The 17902-nt window shown below is 70.2% G+C and carries 21 protein-coding genes and 1 pseudogene; 15 read left to right on the top strand and 7 right to left on the bottom strand.

Features of this window, described 5'->3' with window-relative positions:
• Positions 1-65 precede the first annotated feature (65 nt).
• The 3 genes from IF28_RS0117195 (at position 66) to IF28_RS0117205 (ending at position 3146) form a co-directional block, all read left to right on the top strand.
• Complete coding sequence (locus IF28_RS0117195) at positions 66-506, top strand: gamma-glutamylcyclotransferase (protein WP_030220619.1); 441 nt, start codon at positions 66-68, stop codon at positions 504-506.
• Between the two features lie 91 nt (positions 507-597).
• Entirely contained in the window at positions 598-1422 is an 825-nt protein-coding gene (locus IF28_RS0117200; protein ID WP_030220622.1) for a purine-nucleoside phosphorylase, read from the top strand.
• A gap of 89 nt (positions 1423-1511) precedes the next feature.
• The gene (locus tag IF28_RS0117205) at positions 1512-3146 is read left to right on the top strand and encodes a phospho-sugar mutase (RefSeq protein WP_030220626.1); all 1635 of its coding nucleotides are present in this window, start codon (positions 1512-1514) and stop codon (positions 3144-3146) included.
• A gap of 42 nt (positions 3147-3188) precedes the next feature.
• Here IF28_RS0117205 and IF28_RS0117210 read toward each other — a convergent pair whose 3' ends face one another.
• Positions 3189-3890: a PH domain-containing protein gene (locus IF28_RS0117210; RefSeq protein WP_030220630.1), complete on the bottom strand. Its 702-nt coding sequence runs from the start codon at positions 3888-3890 to the stop codon at positions 3189-3191.
• A gap of 112 nt (positions 3891-4002) precedes the next feature.
• Here IF28_RS0117210 and deoC point away from each other — a divergent pair, with 112 nt between their 5' ends.
• The 4 genes from deoC (at position 4003) to IF28_RS39220 (ending at position 7975) form a co-directional block, all read left to right on the top strand.
• On the top strand, positions 4003-4956 hold the full coding sequence (gene deoC / locus IF28_RS0117215; RefSeq protein ID WP_030220633.1) for a deoxyribose-phosphate aldolase: 954 nt from the start codon (positions 4003-4005) through the stop codon (positions 4954-4956).
• A gap of 5 nt (positions 4957-4961) precedes the next feature.
• Complete coding sequence (locus tag IF28_RS0117220) at positions 4962-6398, top strand: aldehyde dehydrogenase family protein (RefSeq protein WP_030220636.1); 1437 nt, start codon at positions 4962-4964, stop codon at positions 6396-6398.
• The gene (locus IF28_RS0117225; protein ID WP_030220639.1) at positions 6391-7278 is read left to right on the top strand and encodes an aldehyde dehydrogenase family protein; all 888 of its coding nucleotides are present in this window, start codon (positions 6391-6393) and stop codon (positions 7276-7278) included. The genes IF28_RS0117220 and IF28_RS0117225 overlap by 8 nt, the downstream gene beginning before the upstream one ends.
• Positions 7279-7465: 187 nt before the next feature.
• A complete protein-coding gene (locus IF28_RS39220) occupies positions 7466-7975 on the top strand; it encodes a hypothetical protein (RefSeq protein WP_158713692.1) in 510 nt (169 codons plus the stop codon).
• Between the two features lie 28 nt (positions 7976-8003).
• Here IF28_RS39220 and IF28_RS39870 read toward each other — a convergent pair whose 3' ends face one another.
• The 3 genes and pseudogenes from IF28_RS39870 to IF28_RS0117235 form a co-directional block, all read right to left on the bottom strand.
• On the bottom strand, positions 8004-8300 hold the full coding sequence (locus IF28_RS39870) for a hypothetical protein (RefSeq protein WP_234325217.1): 297 nt from the start codon (positions 8298-8300) through the stop codon (positions 8004-8006).
• A 268-nt stretch (positions 8301-8568) separates the two neighbouring features.
• A pseudogene (locus IF28_RS40375) lies at positions 8569-8919 on the bottom strand (nuclease-related domain-containing protein); the annotation flags it as partial.
• A gap of 125 nt (positions 8920-9044) precedes the next feature.
• A complete protein-coding gene (locus IF28_RS0117235) occupies positions 9045-9398 on the bottom strand; it encodes a hypothetical protein (protein WP_051713768.1) in 354 nt (117 codons plus the stop codon).
• A gap of 414 nt (positions 9399-9812) precedes the next feature.
• Between IF28_RS0117235 and IF28_RS0117240 the strand changes: the two genes are divergently transcribed.
• From IF28_RS0117240 to IF28_RS37835, 7 genes are all read left to right on the top strand, one after another.
• Positions 9813-10049, top strand: coding sequence for a hypothetical protein (locus IF28_RS0117240; RefSeq protein ID WP_051713769.1), 237 nt, complete (start codon positions 9813-9815; stop codon positions 10047-10049).
• Between the two features lie 5 nt (positions 10050-10054).
• Positions 10055-10591, top strand: a complete 537-nt coding sequence (locus IF28_RS0117245) for a DUF6879 family protein (protein ID WP_030220650.1) — start codon at positions 10055-10057, stop codon at positions 10589-10591.
• Positions 10588-11433, top strand: a complete 846-nt coding sequence (locus tag IF28_RS0117250; protein ID WP_030220652.1) for a helix-turn-helix domain-containing protein — start codon at positions 10588-10590, stop codon at positions 11431-11433. Before IF28_RS0117245 ends, IF28_RS0117250 begins: the two co-directional genes overlap by 4 nt.
• 126 nt (positions 11434-11559) lie before the next feature.
• Entirely contained in the window at positions 11560-12060 is a 501-nt protein-coding gene (locus IF28_RS0117255) for a hypothetical protein (protein WP_030220654.1), read from the top strand.
• An 81-nt stretch (positions 12061-12141) separates the two neighbouring features.
• Positions 12142-12795: a class I SAM-dependent methyltransferase gene (locus tag IF28_RS0117260; protein WP_030220656.1), complete on the top strand. Its 654-nt coding sequence runs from the start codon at positions 12142-12144 to the stop codon at positions 12793-12795.
• A gap of 262 nt (positions 12796-13057) precedes the next feature.
• Positions 13058-13906 carry a DUF5753 domain-containing protein gene (locus IF28_RS0117265; RefSeq protein WP_030220658.1) on the top strand — a complete coding sequence of 283 codons (849 nt, stop codon included), beginning with the start codon at positions 13058-13060 and terminating at the stop codon, positions 13904-13906.
• The gene (locus tag IF28_RS37835) at positions 13885-14091 is read left to right on the top strand and encodes a DUF397 domain-containing protein (RefSeq protein ID WP_078621225.1); all 207 of its coding nucleotides are present in this window, start codon (positions 13885-13887) and stop codon (positions 14089-14091) included. Before IF28_RS0117265 ends, IF28_RS37835 begins: the two co-directional genes overlap by 22 nt.
• A gap of 60 nt (positions 14092-14151) precedes the next feature.
• Here IF28_RS37835 and IF28_RS0117270 read toward each other — a convergent pair whose 3' ends face one another.
• From IF28_RS0117270 to IF28_RS0117280, 3 genes are all read right to left on the bottom strand, one after another.
• Positions 14152-14631, bottom strand: coding sequence for a hypothetical protein (locus tag IF28_RS0117270; RefSeq protein ID WP_030220661.1), 480 nt, complete (start codon positions 14629-14631; stop codon positions 14152-14154).
• 213 nt (positions 14632-14844) lie between these two features.
• Positions 14845-16437 (bottom strand): hypothetical protein, encoded by a 1593-nt coding sequence (locus IF28_RS0117275; RefSeq protein WP_030220662.1) that lies wholly within the window; start codon positions 16435-16437, stop codon positions 14845-14847.
• 219 nt (positions 16438-16656) lie between these two features.
• On the bottom strand, positions 16657-16995 hold the full coding sequence (locus IF28_RS0117280; RefSeq protein WP_030220664.1) for a hypothetical protein: 339 nt from the start codon (positions 16993-16995) through the stop codon (positions 16657-16659).
• Between the two features lie 127 nt (positions 16996-17122).
• Between IF28_RS0117280 and IF28_RS0117285 the strand changes: the two genes are divergently transcribed.
• Positions 17123-17776 carry a uridine kinase family protein gene (locus tag IF28_RS0117285; RefSeq protein ID WP_037893446.1) on the top strand — a complete coding sequence of 218 codons (654 nt, stop codon included), beginning with the start codon at positions 17123-17125 and terminating at the stop codon, positions 17774-17776.
• The last annotated feature ends 126 nt before the right edge of the window (positions 17777-17902 follow it).

The raw sequence follows: 17902 nt of genomic DNA on the forward strand, positions 1-17902 counted from the left end.
GGGTTCGGCCGTGGCCCCCCTGTTACCGGAGTGGCGCCGGTTCCGGCTGCCGTACCCTTCACCCCATGTCGCTCTACGCCGCGTACGCCGGCAATCTCGACGCGCGGCTGATGTCCCGCCGCGCCCCGCACTCGCCGCTGCGCGCCACCGGCTGGCTGAACGGGTGGAGACTGACGTTCGGCGGCGAGCACATGGGCTGGGAGGGCGCGCTGGCCACGCTGGTGGAGGACCCGATCTCTGCGGTCTTCGTCGCCCTGTACGACATCGCCCCGATGGACGAGGAGTCACTGGACCGCTGGGAGGGCGCGGGCGGCCTGGACCTCTACCGCCGTACCCGGGTGCGGGCGCACACGCTGGACGGCGAGGAGCCGGCCTGGGCGTACGTCCTCAACAGTTACGAGGGCGGACTTCCCTCGGCCCGCTATCTGGGCGAGGTCGCCGACGCGGCGGAGTCGGCGGGGGCGCCGCACGACTATGTGATGGAACTCCGTAAACGTCCCTGCTGACGTCCCTTCGCCGGAAACGACAAGACAACGATCGCCAACCCGTCCGCCCGGACATCTACGCGCGTAGGCGATTACCGGCTACCCTCATCGCGTGAACGCTTCTCTTCTTCCGGACGACATCCAGGGCGACCCGTACGCCGCAGCCGACGCCGCCGCCGCGCGCCTGCGCGACCTCACCGGCGCCGAGACCCACGACGTCGCCCTCGTGATGGGCTCCGGCTGGGCTCCGGCCGCGGACGCCCTCGGCACCCCCGAGGCCGAGTTCCAGGTCACCGAGCTGCCCGGCTTCCCTCCCCCGGCGGTCGAGGGCCACGGCGGCACGATCCGCTCGTACGCCATCGGCGCGAAGCGGGCCCTGGTGTTCCTGGGCCGTACGCACTACTACGAGGGCCGGGGCGTCGCCTCGGTGGCCCACGGGGTCCGTACGGCGGTGGCCGCGGGCGCGAAGACGATCGTCCTGACGAACGGCTGCGGGGGGCTGCGCGCGGGGATGCGTCCCGGCCAGCCGGTCCTGATCAGCGACCACATCAACCTCACGGCGACGTCCCCGATCGTCGGGGCGAACTTCGTCGACCTGACCGATCTGTACTCGCCCCGCCTGCGCGCGCTGTGCAAGGAGATCGACCCCACGCTGGAGGAGGGCGTGTACGCCCAGTTCCCCGGCCCGCACTACGAGACTCCGGCGGAGATCCGGATGGCCCGGGTGATCGGGGCGGACCTGGTCGGCATGTCGACGGTCCTCGAGGCGATCGCCGCGCGTGAGGCCGGCGCGGAGGTCCTGGGCATCTCCCTGGTCACCAACCTGGCCGCGGGCATGACGGGCGAGCCCCTCAACCACGAGGAGGTCCTCCAGGCGGGCCGCGACTCCGCCACCCGGATGGGGTCGCTGCTGGGGCAGGTCCTCGGCCGCCTGTAGGGAGCGGCGCCGGCACCGTTTCGCACGGGTCCGGCGCCACACCGGCATGCAACGCTGACAGTCGACGAATTCAGAGAGGCCGACCGACCGTGCAAGACGACGCCCTCATCGCACAGGCCCAGGCGTGGCTCGCCGAGGACCCCGATCCGGACACCCGTGAGGAGCTCGCCCGCCTCATCGACGCAGGCGACCACGCGGAACTCGCCGACCGCTTCGGCGGCACCCTCCAGTTCGGCACGGCCGGCCTGCGCGGCGAGCTCGGCGCGGGCCCGATGCGGATGAACCGCTCCGTCGTCATCCGGGCGGCCGCCGGCCTCGCCGCGTATCTGAGGAAGAACGGCCAGGACGGCGGTCTCGTCGTCATCGGCTACGACGCCCGCCACAAGTCCCGCGACTTCGCCGAGGACACCGCCGCCGTCATGACCGGCGCGGGCCTGCGGGCGGCCGTGCTCAGCCGCCCGCTCCCCACCCCCGTCCTGGCCTTCGCCATACGGCACCTCGGCGCCGTGGCCGGTGTGGAGGTCACCGCCAGCCACAACCCGCCCCGTGACAACGGCTACAAGGTGTACCTCGGCGACGGCTCCCAGATCGTCCCCCCGGCCGACGCGGAGATCGCCGCCGAGATCGAGGCCGTGGCGTCCCTGGCCACGGTCCCCCGCCCCGCCGAGGGCTGGGAGATCCTCGACGAGACCGTCCTGGACGCCTACCTCGCCCGCACGGACGCGGTCCTGGCCAAGGACTCCCCCCGCACCGCCCGCACCGTCTACACGGCGATGCACGGCGTCGGCAAGGACGTCCTCCTCGCCGCCTTCGCCCGGGCCGGCTTCCCGGAGCCCGTCCTCGTCGCCGAGCAGGCCGAACCGGACCCGGAGTTCCCGACCGTCGCGTTCCCCAACCCGGAGGAGCCCGGCGCGATGGACCTCGCCTTCGCGCAGGCCCGCGCCACCGGCCCCGACCTGGTCATCGCCAACGACCCCGACGCCGACCGCTGCGCCGCCGCCGTCAAGGACGGCACCGACTGGCGCATGCTGCGCGGCGACGAGGTCGGTGCGCTGCTCGCCGCCCATCTGGTCCGGCGCGGGGCACGGGGCACATTCGCGGAGTCGATCGTCTCCTCCTCCCTCCTCGGCCGTATCGCCCGGAAGGCGGGGCTGCGCCACACCGAGACCCTGACCGGTTTCAAGTGGATCGCCCGCGCCGAGGGCCTGCGCTACGGCTACGAGGAGGCCCTCGGCTACTGCGTGGACCCGGACGGCGTACGGGACAAGGACGGCATCACGGCGGCGCTCGTCCTCACGGAGCTGGCGTCCGTCCTCAAGGAGGAGGGCCTCACTCTCCTCGACCTCCTGGACGACCTCGCCGTGGAGCACGGGCTGCACGCCACCGACCAGCTCTCGGTGCGCGTCCAGGACCTCGGCCTGATCGCCGACGCGATGCGCCGCCTGCGCGGGCAACCGCCCACGGAGCTGGCCGGACTGCGCGTCACCCGGGCCGAGGACCTGACCGAGGGCACGGAGACGCTCCCGCCCACGGACGGCCTGCGCTACACCCTCGACGGCGCCCGCGTCATCGTCCGCCCCAGCGGCACGGAGCCGAAGCTGAAGTGCTACCTGGAGGTGGTGATCCCGGTCGCCTCGAAGACGGACCTCCCCCGGGCCCGCGGCGCGGCGGCCGAGCTGCTCACCCGGATCAAGCGGGAGCTGTCCGAGGCAGCCGGCATCTGATCGGTGCCCACGCGGGGCGAGCACGCTCGCCCCGCACCGCGCTCACGCCACGGCCAGCAGCACCGCCAGCAGCACCGCCCCCGCGGCGACCGGCCCGGCGATCTCGTACGACCAGCGCACGGTCACCTCACCCTGGGCCGCCTCGGCGTCCTGGCGCCGCTCGTGGGTCTCACGCATCTCCGCCATCGCCCGGTCGCTCTCGTGCCGCCGGTCCGCCTCGGTGGCGCCCTCCGTGTCGCCGCCCTCGCGCGCGGCCCTCGCGGCCGCCCGCGACTCCTGCCGGGCTGCCTTGTTGCGGGCCCGCAGTGAGACCGGGAGCGCCCACAGCTGGTACTTCGCGCCGGCCTCGGTGAAGACCTCGTTGGAGAAACCGGACCGCAGCGAGGCGACCTGTCCCCACGGCAGCACGATCACGCGGAACGGGTTGCGCACGCGCAGCCGGTCGTCGTTCACGAAGACGGCGGGGCGCAGGGTGTAGGCGATGATCAGGGGCACGAGCAGGAGCATCGTGGCGAGGGCGAGCCACGGTGTGCGGCCCTCCCCGGTGACCACCGCGTCCACGCCGAGCCAGCCGATGATGCCGAGCAGCAGCACCCCGCCGACGAGGCCCGCGGGCGAGCGGTAGATCCGGTCCTGGTACGGGGATGTCGCAGTCCCGGAAGCGGGCGCGGAAGCAGGCCGGGCAGCGGCCCCGGACGGCTTCGCGGGCTCCGGGTCGGGCGACTGGTGCTCGGGGGAGGTCATGCTCCCGATTCTGCACGACGCCCGGGAGCACGCCGTATGCGGTGGAGGCCGGACGGGATTCCCGACGGGGCTGTACAGCCGCTACGCGCGTAGATATGCTCGTCTGGTGACCATGCCCACCACTGCACCACACGCTCTCAGCGACGTCACCGCGTCCGACGGCACGCTGCGCCGCTTCCTCCACGGGCTGCCCGGCGTCGACGCGGTCGGCCTGGAGGCGCGCGCCGCCTCCCTCGGCACCCGTTCGATCAAGACGACCTCGAAGGCGTACGCCATCGACCTCGCCATCTCGATGGTCGACCTGACGACGCTGGAAGGCGCGGACACCCCCGGCAAGGTCCGGGCGCTCGGCGCGAAGGCGGTCCGCCCCGACCCGACCGACCGCACCACGCCCGCCACGGCCGCGGTCTGCGTCTACCCCGACATGGTGGCCACGGCGAAGGAGGCCGTCGCCGGCTCCGCCGTCAAGGTCGCCTCCGTCGCCACCGCGTTCCCGGCCGGACGCGCCCCGATCGCCGTGAAGCTGGCGGACGTCCGCGAGGCCGTCGCCGCGGGTGCGGACGAGATCGACATGGTCATCGACCGCGGGGCGTTCCTCGCGGGGAACTACCTGAAGGTGTACGACGAGATCACCGCCGTGAAGGAGGCCTGCGGGACGAGCGCCCGCCTCAAGGTCATCTTCGAGACCGGCGAGCTGTCGACGTACGACAACATCCGCCGCGCCAGCTGGCTCGGCATGCTGGCCGGGGCGGACTTCATCAAGACCTCGACCGGCAAGGTCGCCGTGAACGCGACCCCCGCGAACACCCTCCTCATGCTGGAGGCGGTGCGCGACTTCCGCGCGCAGACCGGCGTGCAGATCGGCGTGAAGCCGGCCGGCGGCATCCGTACGACGAAGGACGCCATCAAGTTCCTGGTCCTGGTCAACGAGACCGCGGGCGAGGACTGGCTGGACAACCACTGGTTCCGCTTCGGCGCCTCCTCGCTGCTGAACGACCTGCTGATGCAGCGTCAGAAGCTGGCCACCGGCCGTTACTCCGGCCCCGACTACGTGACGGTGGACTGATCACCATGGCATCCGCATTCGAGTACGCACCGGCGCCCGAGTCCCGCTCGATCGTCGATCTGGCCCCGTCCTACGGCCTGTTCATCGACGGCGAGTTCACGGACGCGGCCGACGGCAAGGTCTTCAAGACGGTCTCCCCCTCCACGGAGGAGGTCCTCTCCGAGGTCGCCGAGGCCGGTGAGGCGGACGTCGACCGCGCGGTGAAGGCCGCCCGCAAGGCGTTCGAGAAGTGGTCGGCGCTGCCCGGCTCCGAGCGTGCGAAGTACCTGTTCCGTATCGCCCGCGTCATCCAGGAGCGCAGCCGCGAACTGGCCGTCCTCGAGACGCTGGACAACGGCAAGCCGATCAAGGAGACCCGCGACGCGGACCTCCCCCTGGTCGCCGCGCACTTCTTCTACTACGCGGGCTGGGCCGACAAGCTCGACCACGCGGGCTACGGCGCGAGCCCGCGCCCCCTGGGCGTGGCCGGCCAGGTCATCCCGTGGAACTTCCCCCTCCTCATGCTGGCGTGGAAGATCGCCCCGGCGCTCGCGACGGGCAACACGGTGGTGCTGAAGCCCGCCGAGACGACCCCGCTGTCCGCCCTGTTCTTCGCGGACATCTGCCGTCAGGCCGGTCTCCCCAAGGGCGTCGTCAACATCATCACCGGTGACGGCCGTGCCGGAGCCGCGCTGATCGCCCACCCGGACGTGAACAAGGTCGCCTTCACGGGCTCCACGGCCGTGGGCAAGCAGATCGCGCGCACGGTCGCGGGCACCCGTAAGAAGGTCACCCTCGAACTGGGCGGCAAGGGCGCCAACATCGTCTTCGACGACGCCCCGATCGACCAGGCCGTCGAGGGCATCGTCAACGGCATCTTCTTCAACCAGGGCCAGGTCTGCTGCGCGGGCTCCCGTCTGCTGGTCCAGGAGTCGATCCACGACGAGCTGCTCGACTCCCTCAAGCGCCGCCTGTCCACGCTCCGCCTCGGCGACCCGCTGGACAAGAACACGGACATCGGCGCGATCAACTCCGCCGAGCAGCTGGCCCGGATCACCGCGCTGGCCGACCAGGGCGAGGCGGAGGGCGCGGAGCGCTGGTCCCCGGCCTGCGAACTCCCGGAGAACGGCTACTGGTTCGCCCCGACGCTGTTCACGAACGTCACCCAGGCGCACACGGTGGCCCGCGACGAGATCTTCGGCCCGGTGCTCTCGGTGCTGACCTTCCGTACGCCGGACGAGGCGGTCGCCAAGGCCAACAACACGCCGTACGGCCTGTCGGCGGGCATCTGGACGGAGAAGGGCTCGCGCATCCTCGCGGTCGCGAACAAGCTCCGTGCGGGCGTCATCTGGTCCAACACGTTCAACAAGTTCGACCCGACCTCGCCGTTCGGCGGTTACAAGGAGTCGGGCTTCGGCCGCGAGGGCGGCCGCCACGGCCTGGAGGCGTACCTCGATGTCTGACCGACTCAACGTGCTGAAGACCTACAAGCTGTACGTCGGCGGGAAGTTCCCGCGTTCCGAGAGCGGCCGGGTGTACGAGGTGACGGACTCCAAGGGCACGTGGCTGGCGAACGCGCCGCTCTCCTCCCGCAAGGACGCCCGTGACGCGGTGGTCGCCGCGCGCAAGGCGTTCGGCGGCTGGTCCGGCGCGACGGCGTACAACCGCGGCCAGATCCTCTACCGCGTCGCGGAGATGCTGGAGGGCCGTCGCGACCAGTACGTCGCGGAGGTCGCCGACGCGGAGGGCCTGTCGAAGTCGAAGGCGGCGGCGCAGGTCGAGGCCGCGATCGACCGCTGGGTCTGGTACGCGGGCTGGACCGACAAGATCGCCCAGGTGGTCGGCGGCGGCAACCCGGTCGCGGGCCCCTTCTTCAACCTGTCCTCCCCGGAGCCGACGGGCGTGGTCGCCGTACTGGCCCCCCAGAAGTCGTCGTTGCTGGGCCTGGTCTCCGTAGTGGCCCCCGTGATCGCGACGGGCAACACGGCGGTCGTGATCGCCTCGGAGAAGTCCCCCCTCCCCGCCCTCTCCCTCGGCGAGGTCCTGGCCACCTCCGACCTCCCCGGCGGCGTGGTCAACATCCTCTCCGGCCGCACGGCGGAACTCGCGACCCCGCTCGCCGCCCACCAGGACGTCAACGCGATCGACCTCGCGGGCGCGGACGAGACGCTGGCGAAGGAACTGGAGATCGCGGCGGCGGACAACCTGAAGCGCGTCCTTCGTCCACAGCCTGTGGACGACTGGTCGGCGACGCCCGGTACGGACCGCCTGACGGCGTTCCTGGAGACCAAGACGGTCTGGCACCCGACGGGTTCCCTGGGGGCGTCGGGCTCGGCGTACTGACCAGTCGCATCACAGACCCCCACTCGAACCAGGCCGCGGCCCCTCTCCGTCCGGAGGAGCCGCGGCCTTCCTTTGCCACACGTCACCCATTCGAGTGAATCACTTGACAGTACCCCTTTTCCATGGCCACACCTTGATAAAGTCCAAAATTATACAATATCGGACAGTCCAACAAAGGGTGAGCCTCATGCCGACCGGGAACTCGCGGAATTCATCGGACAACCGAGCCGATCTTGGAGGGGCGCAAGCGGGGCGCGACATAAGTGTCACACAGAAGAGCTCCGTCAGAAACGTCTTCAAATCGAATAAACGGTCCATCGCCCTGGGTACGGCGACTCTGGCCGCTCTCCTCGCCGTCGTCGCCGGATACCTCAACGCCTCGCCGAACGACTCCGACGGAACGCAGGACGGGCCGTCGAAGCTGTCCGGAAACTGGGCTACAGCAAGCGGCGATGTACAGACATACAACACCAATGGCACATGCACGGGATTCTATTACACCCAAGGAAGGTTCTTGGATATCGGTGGCCCCATGCAGTGCACCATCTCCTCGACCAAGAATGACAGTGACCGCTACACCCTCTCAGTGGTGCAATCGCCGAATCAGAACTCCTACGAATTAAAGTTCACCGGTGACGACAAGGCCTCTGTCTATTCGCCGTCAGGGCAATTTCTCTACGAAATCACCCGCACTTGAGTCACTGCCGCTGAGGCACCGCAGCCCGTCAGTCGAACGCCGTTCTGGTCCCGCCTCCGTGCTTGGTGACCCGTGGGCGGCACTGGATCTTCACGGTTCCCTGGGTAAAGGCTTCGTCCGTGGCTTTGCTCGACCAGACGTAGGCCTCTCCGGGTTCCAGGGCCGCCATCTTCTGTGGGGTAAGGCCTCCCAGGGCGGTGTTCACCTTCTGCAGGTACTTGAGCCACGCCGGTGAGGTGAACTTGTGCAGCACGATGTGGCTGGACAGCTCGATCAGTGCCGTGGGGACGGACGGCGGGTCCTGACTGGCGACGATGACGGACATCCCCTTGTGCCGCATTTCGCGGACACTCGAAACGAGCCCCGCCACCAGCCCGCCGCTGTCCGCGTACTTGTGCGCAGGTCCCGGGGGTCCCTTCCTTCCACCACCTGTGCGTCCTCACCGGTCTGTTCCCCGGTGATCGCCGCGAACAGGACGGCGCCGCCGGGCGGTACTGCTCGAGGAACGGCACGAGGTCGCGCAGACGCACCGTCTGCGGCCCGTCCAGACCCGCCGGGTCGCGCAGCACGGCGTCGTCGAAGGGCAGGACGACCAGCGGATCGCACCACACCGACAGCGCCGCACCGGACCGGGACCGCCGCAGCAGCCGCCCCAGCACCTTGGCGTGCTCCCGGGACTTGCGCACCAGGCTCGGAAAGTACGACCCCCGGCTCAGGTACCAGCGGGCCCCGCGCACCTCGATCCGGCCCTGCGCCCCCTTGGTGTCGGCGAGCAGACACACATGCTCGGTGAGGATGGCCAGGTCGACCTCGAAGACCTGTCGGCCGCGCCCGCAGGACAGCTCGAAGTTGGACACCACCGTCCAGTCGTCGGGGGCGTGGTCCCGCAGGTGCCGCAGCACCATCCGCTCGGCATCGTTGACCGGCTCACCCACCGGAATCATCCGCGCCACCGGCCGCAACCCCCTGTCCGCACCTGCACACTTCGAGTCACCGGCCACTCTATGCCCAGCCGTTGACAACCTGTGTGCCACTTGCGCAACGCCTGTTTCGGGGAGTGCACTTGCGGTCACAGCACCTCCCGCCTGCTGCGGGAGTTCGCCACGGCGACCCGGGACCGCAGGATGCCCTCGGGCAGATCGCCCCCGAGCACGGAGGCAGCCGGCTCGACCTCGTCCGGCCGCGCGGTCCACTCGGTTCCGCCGCCCTCCGGACGCAGCCAGACAAAGCCGTCGAGGTGATCCATGACGACACCCCGACGTTCCCGCCGGGTGTCGTACGCGAGCTGCCCGACGGGCAGCCGCTGCGGTGCGCGTTCCTCCCGCGCAGCGCGTACGGCGGCCTCGTGCGCCTGTGCCGCGGCGGCGATGACGGAACGGCCGGGCTTGCGGCGGGGCAGGGCCGGCGGGGTGCGGGGGTCCATGTGGTGCCTCCTCGTGCGGGAGCCGCGTCGGGGCAGCTCGGGGGTTTCACTGTTCGCACCCACAGAGTCACCGTCCGCGACGGCCGTGAACAGGGTGACGGCATTCCCCCCGGGGACGCGGAACAGTGCGTCCACACCACAGGGGAAGCGGGGACCACACAGTTGTCCGCGCCGTGCGGACGGGCGGACCAGGCACAGCCCCGGAACCGGCAGCTGGGTCCAACACCACACACGGCGATCTACAGGCTTTCCGGCCTGCCTGCGCGCCCGGCCGATCGCCATACCCCCGGTTTGGCGTCCGTTGCCGGCAATCAATGCGCCCGGAGCCACTCGGTGCAATCTCCCGCAATTCACGAGCAGCCTCTCGCGATCCGCAGCATCCTGGACGTCCGACAGCCAGAACGGAGAACCCCCGTGACGCTCAGGTTCATCGGCACCACTTCGGAGAACGGGAACTGCCCCACTCTCTACGAGATCGTCGAGACTGGCGAGATCCTCGTACAGGGTGACCGCGAGACCGCCCCCGAGCATCTGGCCCAGCTTCGGGACGTCAAGCCCTCGGAGACGTTCGTACGGATCCCGCGCGCGTTGCTGACGCGTTTCGTGCCCGACCTCGTCTCCCCGGCCACCGACACACCGCCGAAGGAGTAGACCGCGTGCCGGACCTGGTCACGTTCGACGAGATCACCCACCTCTTCACCAGCTTCCAGCACACGGCTTGGCGCCTCGAAACCCGGCGCGGCTATGCCACTGACCGGGACAGCCCGAACTGGCCCCGCTTCCAGAGAGGCGAAACCTTCGGCTACGACCCGGCCAACCCTTGGCAGGCTGCCGTCCGTCGGCAGACACGGGCAGGGAAGCGGTACGAGCGAGTACGCCTCGTCGATGATCCGCCTACCGAGGGCCAGCGGTTCCTCCTCGCCACCGGACTCGGAAACGTGGCCGCCGGTGAGGACATCCGCAACCTCTGGCGTACCGACGCAGTACGTCTTGGGCTGCCGGACTACGACTTCTGGCTGTTCGACTCCCGCACCCTGGCGAAGTTCGTCATCGACGACCACGGCGTCACCCTCGGCCTCCGAGTCCTGGAGGACGCAGAGAGCGTCGTGCGTGCCTGCCAGGCTCGTGATGCCGCCTGGCATCACGCAGTGCCTACCGGCCGGTTCCAGGCACAGGTACCGTCGGCCAGGTGAGCGCCACCGACCACCAGTCCGGCCGCGAGGCCCTCGGCGCGCGACTGCGCGAGCTGCGCAGCGAGGCCGGCCTCCAGGGCAAGGAGCTCGCCGATCGGCTGGGCTGGCAGCGCTCGAAGGTGTCCCGCCTCGAGAATGGGAAGCAGACCGCGACGGCCGCCGACCTCCAGGCCTGGGCGCAGGCCCTCGGCGTCCCCGCAGAGTCCGCCGACCTCCTGAGCCGGCTGCGGGGCCTGGAGTCCCGGCAACGGTCATGGCGCCGTCAGCTCGCCACCGGGCACCGGGCCGTGCAGGACCGCTACGTCGCCGCCTACCGGCGCACCGCGACCGTCCGCGGCTACGAAGCCACCGTGATCCCCGGGCTGTTCCAAACCCCCGGTTACGCCCGGCACCTGCTGCTCCTCAACGCCGACCTCATGCAGTCACCGCGGGACACCGACGAAGCCGTGAGCGCCCGCATGAGACGGCAGGAGGTGCTGTACGAGGACGGCCACAGCTTCCGCGTCCTGATCTGGGAAGGCGCGCTGCATGCCCGCGTCGGGCCCGGTGAGGTGATGGCAGGCCAGCACGACCGGCTGATAGGGCTGATCGGCATGCCCCAGGTGACACTCGGGATCGTGCCGTTCGGGGCCCGGCTGAAGCTGTCTCCGAAGCACGGCTTCTGGATCTTCGACGAGGAGCGGGTGGTCGTCGAGACGATCAACTCGGAGTTCGTGCTGGAGTCCACCGAGGATCTCGCCCTGTACGGCCGCGTCTGGGACCGGCTCGACGCGACCGCGGTCTACGGGGAGCAGGCCCGCCGGCTGATCGGCCGGGCGCGCGCCTCCGTCGACCTGCGCTGAACAACCCGCCACAACTCGACAGTTCCTTCGGCAATCAGCGGCAATCGGCATACATACCCGCAGCCTGCCTCCGTACCGTCCTGGTCACGGCCCGAGTACCGCATCACTTCACCGCTGGAGGAAGACGTGACCCTCGCCTTGGAACAGCTTGCCGCGACACGGACCCGCGACCCGCAGCAACTCCTCAACGCGGTCGCCCCGCACATCACCGAACTCACCGTCAACGTCTTCGACTCCGGCATGAACCTGTGGGACCGCGAGATCGCCCTGCTCCTGCGTGACCACACCATGGTCCGCGACATGGCCGAACGCATCCTCGGCAACGCCGTCATGTACGTCATGGGCTCCATCGAGAACCCCGGCGTCCACCTCGGTGTCGGCCGGCTCGTCGACATCGGCGTCCACCAGCTCATCCTCGACACACCTGTCTGGTGGGGAATCTGCCACCTGTACAACGGCGGCCGGTTCAAGCACCACGCCCCGTTCGTCAAGCGCCGCAGCGACGGCCTGTGCCTGCGCACCGGGGACTTCCTGCGAGACCAGGGCTGGGCGATCGACGAGGAACTGTGGGCCGTCGACGGTGCGGACTGCTCACCGTGCGACGACAAGGTCCCCGACAGCCACTGAACCGGCGCTACAGTCGCCCCCGCCCTCACGGCATCCCGAGGGCGGGGCTCCCGCATCCCGACAACTGGAGAAACCACCGCTGTGCCCGTACCTCACAACATCGCTGCCGAGGCCGAACTGTGGGACACCTACGCCGAGTCCGCGTTCAAGGACGACGCCGAGCCGTCGTTCTGCTGGACCCAGTACACCGGCCACGGCCCCGGCACCGAACTCCTCGGCACGCCGGAGACGGTCCTGGAACTGGGCTGCGGCACCGGGAGGGCCCTCGCCCACCTCGCGCGACAGGGCGTGAAGGCGACCGGCGTGGACCTGTCCCCGCGGATGGCGCGGCGCGCGGGCGAGAAGTGGGCACCGCTCGGGGTACGGATCGAGCAGGGAGAGGTCCTCGACTGGCTCGCCGCCGACCGGGACCGGTACGACGCCGTGTACTCCATCTTCGGCGCGGCCTGGTTCACCGATCCGTCCCGGCTGTTCCCGCTCGTCCGCCGGCACCTGGCTCCGGGAGGCGTGTTCGCGTTCTCCCAACCGCCCGCCATCCCCGGCGCCTACGGGCCGCAAGGCATGTACAAGGGCGGCTTCGCGGGCAAGGCGATGTTCACCTACCGCTACAGCTACAAGCCCACGGTGTGGGAGAGACACCTGCTCCGGGCCGGATTCTCCTCGGTCGAGGCATCGGTCGTGGACGCACCCAGGCCGGGACACATCGGGACCTTGATCGTGCGCGCCCGCCCTTGATCGGCCGCCCAGCCCTCCTGCCGGTCGTCCGGCGCCGGGCAGTCGTGCCGACCTGGCCGGTACATCAGATCCGACGCTGGTAGTACGCAAGCCCCTCGGGATGGGTCGGCTTCCGCAGTTACCTCGGAGACGGCTCCAGAATTTCACCGTACACTCCGGAACTTCACCGTTCGCATCCGCTACGCCACTGTCCGCAACTACCGTGGACAGTGGCGGCCTCCCGCTCGGGGATCGCTGAACAGCACGGCACCAGGGGAAGCACATGGCCTCCGAGACCCAGAAGCTCGACCCGGCCCGCTCGGCGCGGGAGCTCTACGGCACGGAACTGCGGCGTCAGCGACAGCTTGCCGGGGTGTCCCTGGACCGGCTGTCCGACATCGTGAACTACAGCAAGACCCAGCTCCACGGCGTCGAGACCGCCGAGCGTCTGCCGCTGCCCCCGCTCTCGTCCAAGCTCGACGCCGCGTTCGGCACGGGCGGGCTGTTCGAGGGCCTGTGGAGCATCATTCAGCGGGAGCGCTACCCCGACCGCTACCGCCGCTTCATGGAACTCGCCGACCAGGCCACCGACATCCACGAATACGCCGGCCACCTGGTACCGGGGCTGCTCCAGACACCGGCGTACGCGCGGGCGCTGCTGCGGGTGGGGGACCCGGAGGCATCGGGGGAGGAGATCGAGCGGAAGGTGGGGCTTCGGGTGGGGAGGCAGGGGCGGTTGGGGGAGGGGGAGGGGCCCCGCTTGTGGGCACTCCTGGAGGAGGGCGTTCTGCGGCGTCCCGTTGGAGGGCCAGCCATCGCGCGTGAGCAGCTCCGGGCCCTGTTGTCGTTCGCCGAGTCACCGCGCATTGAGGTGCAGGTCATCCCGTACGCGCATGGGGAACACGCACTGCTCGACAGCACCCTGACGCTCCTGACCCTGCCGAACACCACGGCAGTTGCCTACGTGGAGAGCAACTACTCCGGCCAACTCATCGAGGATCCGGCCGAGGCCATGAAGCGACGTCGGGCTTACGATCTACTCAGGGCCAACGCCCTGTCGCCGCGGGAGTCCGCCGCGATGATCGAAGCAGCGATGGAAGGCTTCAACCCATGCGAGCAGCAACCGAACTGAGCCCCATACGGTGGCGCAAGTCGAGCTACAGCAATGTGGACGGGGGCAACTGCCTTGAAGTCGCCGACGGCTTCCCCGGCGCTGTGCCCGTCCGGGACAGCAAGGACGTAGAGGGCCCCGTTCTGATGATCCCGCGTCCAGCCTGGGCGCAGTTCGTTGGAAGCATCAAGCAGGCTTCAAAGTAGGGGCAGCAACGGGCCGTGGCAAGCCCCGGCCACGGCCCGCCGGGAGCGGGCGTCCTCTGCTCAACCGGTTACACCCGCGTGCTGAGCCATAGCCTCTTCCAGTCGGGTCAGGACCTGGTCTTCCTTGCGATCGGCTTTGTCGCGCTGCGAAGCGATCAAAACCGTCTCGTCCTCCGCCAACACCTCCTTCGAAGTGTGCGCCTTATTGATCCATCGCCCTTCCGGCCGGAGCCAGAATGCCTGACGTCGGCCCACCAGTCGGTAGCTGTATGTATCGCCAGGCTCGCCGTCGACGCGCGGAAAGCGCAGGCCGCGGCTCATCTGGCCACCCTGGCAGACCTCCCCCAACGTCACATGCTCAACCGCCCCCATCCGCCGCAGTATCGTCCGCGCTCGTGGCTGGAAGTTCAGCGCCCGCAGCGTCGTCGTATCCACCCCGCGCTGCGCGAACCCCAGGTCCCGCCCCTGCTCATGCCACCGCAGGTCGAGCAGATCCCCGAGCCCCGCAGTCTCGAACAGGTCCCGTGTCGCCTGATTCACGCCGCTACTGAAGTACCAGAAGTGCTGGGGCTCGCTGAGCAGCGTGGCCTGGATCTTGGGGTTGACGTCGGAGACGTCCAGGGCGTCCCGAAGGTTGCGTGAGAACAGGTGGGCCCGGTTGTCGCCCCCGACCCACTTGGACGACGCACTCGTCTACCGGGCGACGGGCGGCATCCGCCCGCGCGGTGAACCGTCCCGCTCCCTGCCTCCCCGTCACCCCGAGGCCAGCTGTTCCGCTATCTCACTGATCCAGCCTGCGGTCTTCGCCGGGTCGTCGAGGGTCTGCGCCCATGCTTCAGGGTCCAGCCTGTGGTCGGTGGGGCCCGCTTTGAGGGCGATGAGGAGGGACCTCGCGGATTCCCTCATCTCGGGCGTCGTGTCGCCGCTGCCGGGGATGCCGGGGCCCGCCGCCAGAGCGTAGATCTCGCGCGCCATGGCCTGGCGTTCGCCCTTCGACACCTTCTTCCAGAACGTCAGGGCGTGCTTCAGCGAGTCACCTCGGGATGCGGCGTCCGCCGGGGTCTCGCCCTCCGGCGCCCAGCGTTCGGGGTGGCGTTTCTCCTCGTAGCGCTTCGTGGCGGCGCGGAGCGCCTTGTACAGGGTGACGCCGAGGACGAGGCCGGCGCCTGCCCCGGCGAGGCCCCACCCGACCGGGTTGCTCGCCAGCCCGGCCGTTCCCGCCGCGACCGCCGTCACCACGCCGGCCGCGGCCTTGGTGGACTCGCCCACCGCGCCGCCGATCGCCTCTTTGCCGATCTTGGTGAGCTGCTTCTTCTTCGCGTACTCCTGCGCCCTGGCCAGCCTGTCCGCCTCCCCCTCCCACCGTCTCTCCGTGCGGTGGATGGTCTCGGCGGTGTCACGGACCTCACCCATCGCCTCCCAGGCGGCGTCGATGGCCTCGGAGACGAGCTCCAGCCGTTCCTCGCCCTCGTGGTCCCAGTAGGCGTCCAGCGCGACGTACGCCTCCGCCGCGGCCCATTCGGCCTGCTCGTACGACTCGTTCAGCCGGGTCAGCGCGGCCGGCTGGACGAGGTGGGGGTCTCCGAGTTCCTTCACCCTCTTGTACTTGCGGGCCGCTCCCCCGACCCGGAAGGCCGCCCGCATGCCCTTGATCGCGCCGACGGAAGCACTGGCGATACCGCTCGCCTCGGACGCCACCGCGGCGTCCGCCGCCTTCTGGACCTTGGTCACCTCCTTGGCGATGGCCGCGCTGTAGCTTCCCGAACCGGCGGCGGCGATGACCGCGTCGGTCCCCTTGACCTTGGCCTTCTTCTGCGCCGTGTGGTGCTTGGCCCCGGTCTCGTGCGTCTTGGCGTCCTTCATGTTCTTGTACGCGTCCATGCCGCTGACCACGGCGCCGGAGGCCTCCGTGAGGAGGTTCCCCGACGCGGCGGAGGTCCCCGAGGCGGCGGCGGAGTGCTTGAGGCCCTCGTTGGCCGCGGCGGCGGCCTGCTGGGTGAAGCCCGCGTTGACGGGGGTCTGGACTCCCTTGATGAAGGTGTCGATGGGTTCGAGATTCTTCTTGAACCTGTCCAGGAGCCCGGCGATCCGGTCGCGATAGCTCTTCTTCTTCGCCCCGGCGGACGCGTCACCGTTCTCCGGCGCCTTCCCCTTGTCCGCGCTCCTGGCACGCTGCACCGCCGCGGCCGTGGCCCGGTTGCCGGCGCTGGACTGCATCTGGAGGAAGGCCTGCCCCACCGGGTTCCGGGACGGACTCCCGGCCCGGCTCCCTTCCTGACGCTGCCGGGCCGACGTCGGGACGGCCGCGGACTGCCGTGCCGAGGTATGGCGGGCCGGGATGCTCATGGACATACCTCTTCTGCGGCCGGGCGGGGCGGGACAAAGGTAGCCAGGCACGGCCAACGGAAGAGGTACCGCGGGAAAACTCTTCGGGGATGCGCTGGAATGACATCACGGGAGAAACGGATGCCGGGACACGCGTCGCGCCGTGCGCACGTGCCCGCCCGTTCCGGCGCAAGGGGCGCCCTCCATCTCCCCGGGAACGCGCCTCGTCCCGGTCGGCGGTCAGCGTCGCAGGGTGTCCGTCGCCCGGCCCGCCAGCGGGATGCTGTCGACCGACGGGGCCTGGGCGACGGGGCCCGTGACCGCTCGGGACTCGACCGGGGCGAAGTCGGCGACCTGGGTGCCCACGCCGTTGTCGAGGGGGTCGACGCCCGTGCCGGCCAGGGGGTTGGGCTGGAGGTCCGCGACCGCGCCGACGGAGCCGCGTGCGTCGTCGAGGAGTGTTCCGGAGTCCGCGGCCGCCGCCGTCGCCGCGCCCGCCCCGAGCGCCGCCGCGGCGGTCGCGAGAACGGCCAGGGCGCGTCGGGCGGTCGGCGTCTTGGGTGCCTTGTGTCGGGCCATCGCAGTGCCACCTGTCAGCTTCACTCGGTAATCGGGTCGACGCGAAGGGTAGTTGACGTGTGATGCGCGCTTCAAAGCCGTACCGCCGGGTCTACGCCGCCCGGATGATGCCTCAGACTGGTGTCCTGTGAGTTCCCAGTCGCCCCTCCCCGCGCGAGTCGTGCTGCTCTGCGGCCCCTCCGGCTCCGGCAAGTCCCTCATCGCGGCCCGTTCCGGTCTGCCCGTGCTGCGTCTCGACGACTTCTACAAGGAGGGCGACGACCCGACCCTCCCCCTGGTGGCGGGGAGTTCCGACATCGACTGGGACCACCCCGGCTCCTGGGACGCGGACATCGCCGTCGCCGCGATCGAGCGGCTGTGCCGCTCCCGTCGTACGCCGGTGCCCGTCTACGACATCTCGCTGAGCGCCCGTACCGGGGAGACCACCGTCGACATCGGCGGGACCCCGCTGTTCATCGCCGAGGGCGTCTTCGCCGCCGAGATCGTCGAGCGCTGCCGTGAACGGGGGCTGCTGGCCGACGCGCTGTGTCTGAGCCGGGGGCCGGTGCGGACGTTCCGGCGGCGGTTCCTGCGGGATCTGCGGGAGGGCCGCAAGTCGGTGCCGTTCCTGTTGCGCCGGGGCTGGCGGCTGATGCGGCTGGAGCGGTCGATCGTGGCCCGTCAGACGGCGCTGGGCGCGTACGCCTGTGACCGCGACGAGGCGTTGGGCCGTCTCGCGAAGGCGGCCGTCGCCGGGCGTTCGGCGACGGCGGGCAGTACGAGTGCGGGTACGGCGGTGTAGCGGGCGCCCCGCGCACACGAAAGGCGGGACTGGGCGGGCCCCCCGGCCCTTCCAGTCCCGCTGTTTCGCACTCCCCCGTGCTCCCCCGCTTGCCACGGTGACGTCCCCCGACGCCCCCGCGTTTTC

Origin of the sequence: Streptomyces sp. NRRL WC-3626 (assembly GCF_000718785.1) — a bacterium.
GTDB lineage: Bacteria > Actinomycetota > Actinomycetes > Streptomycetales > Streptomycetaceae > Streptomyces > Streptomyces edwardsiae.

What these genes read in the sequence shown, in the direction of transcription:
- IF28_RS37835 (WP_078621225.1), top strand. Translation starts at nt 13,885, where the DNA reads ATGCGAGCAGCAACCGAACTGAGCCCCATACGGTGGCGCAAGTCGAGC.
- IF28_RS0117225 (WP_030220639.1), top strand. Translation starts at nt 6,391, where the DNA reads ATGTCTGACCGACTCAACGTGCTGAAGACCTACAAGCTGTACGTCGGC.
- IF28_RS0117265 (WP_030220658.1), top strand. Translation starts at nt 13,058, where the DNA reads ATGGCCTCCGAGACCCAGAAGCTCGACCCGGCCCGCTCGGCGCGGGAG.
- IF28_RS0117210 (WP_030220630.1), bottom strand. Translation starts at nt 3,890, where the DNA reads ATGACCTCCCCCGAGCACCAGTCGCCCGACCCGGAGCCCGCGAAGCCG.
- IF28_RS0117280 (WP_030220664.1), bottom strand. Translation starts at nt 16,995, where the DNA reads ATGGCCCGACACAAGGCACCCAAGACGCCGACCGCCCGACGCGCCCTG.
- IF28_RS39870 (WP_234325217.1), bottom strand. Translation starts at nt 8,300, where the DNA reads ATGTCCGTCATCGTCGCCAGTCAGGACCCGCCGTCCGTCCCCACGGCA.
- IF28_RS39220 (WP_158713692.1), top strand. Translation starts at nt 7,466, where the DNA reads ATGCCGACCGGGAACTCGCGGAATTCATCGGACAACCGAGCCGATCTT.
- IF28_RS0117275 (WP_030220662.1), bottom strand. Translation starts at nt 16,437, where the DNA reads ATGAGCATCCCGGCCCGCCATACCTCGGCACGGCAGTCCGCGGCCGTC.
- IF28_RS0117195 (WP_030220619.1), top strand. Translation starts at nt 66, where the DNA reads ATGTCGCTCTACGCCGCGTACGCCGGCAATCTCGACGCGCGGCTGATG.
- IF28_RS0117220 (WP_030220636.1), top strand. Translation starts at nt 4,962, where the DNA reads ATGGCATCCGCATTCGAGTACGCACCGGCGCCCGAGTCCCGCTCGATC.
- IF28_RS0117235 (WP_051713768.1), bottom strand. Translation starts at nt 9,398, where the DNA reads ATGGACCCCCGCACCCCGCCGGCCCTGCCCCGCCGCAAGCCCGGCCGT.
- deoC (WP_030220633.1), top strand. Translation starts at nt 4,003, where the DNA reads ATGCCCACCACTGCACCACACGCTCTCAGCGACGTCACCGCGTCCGAC.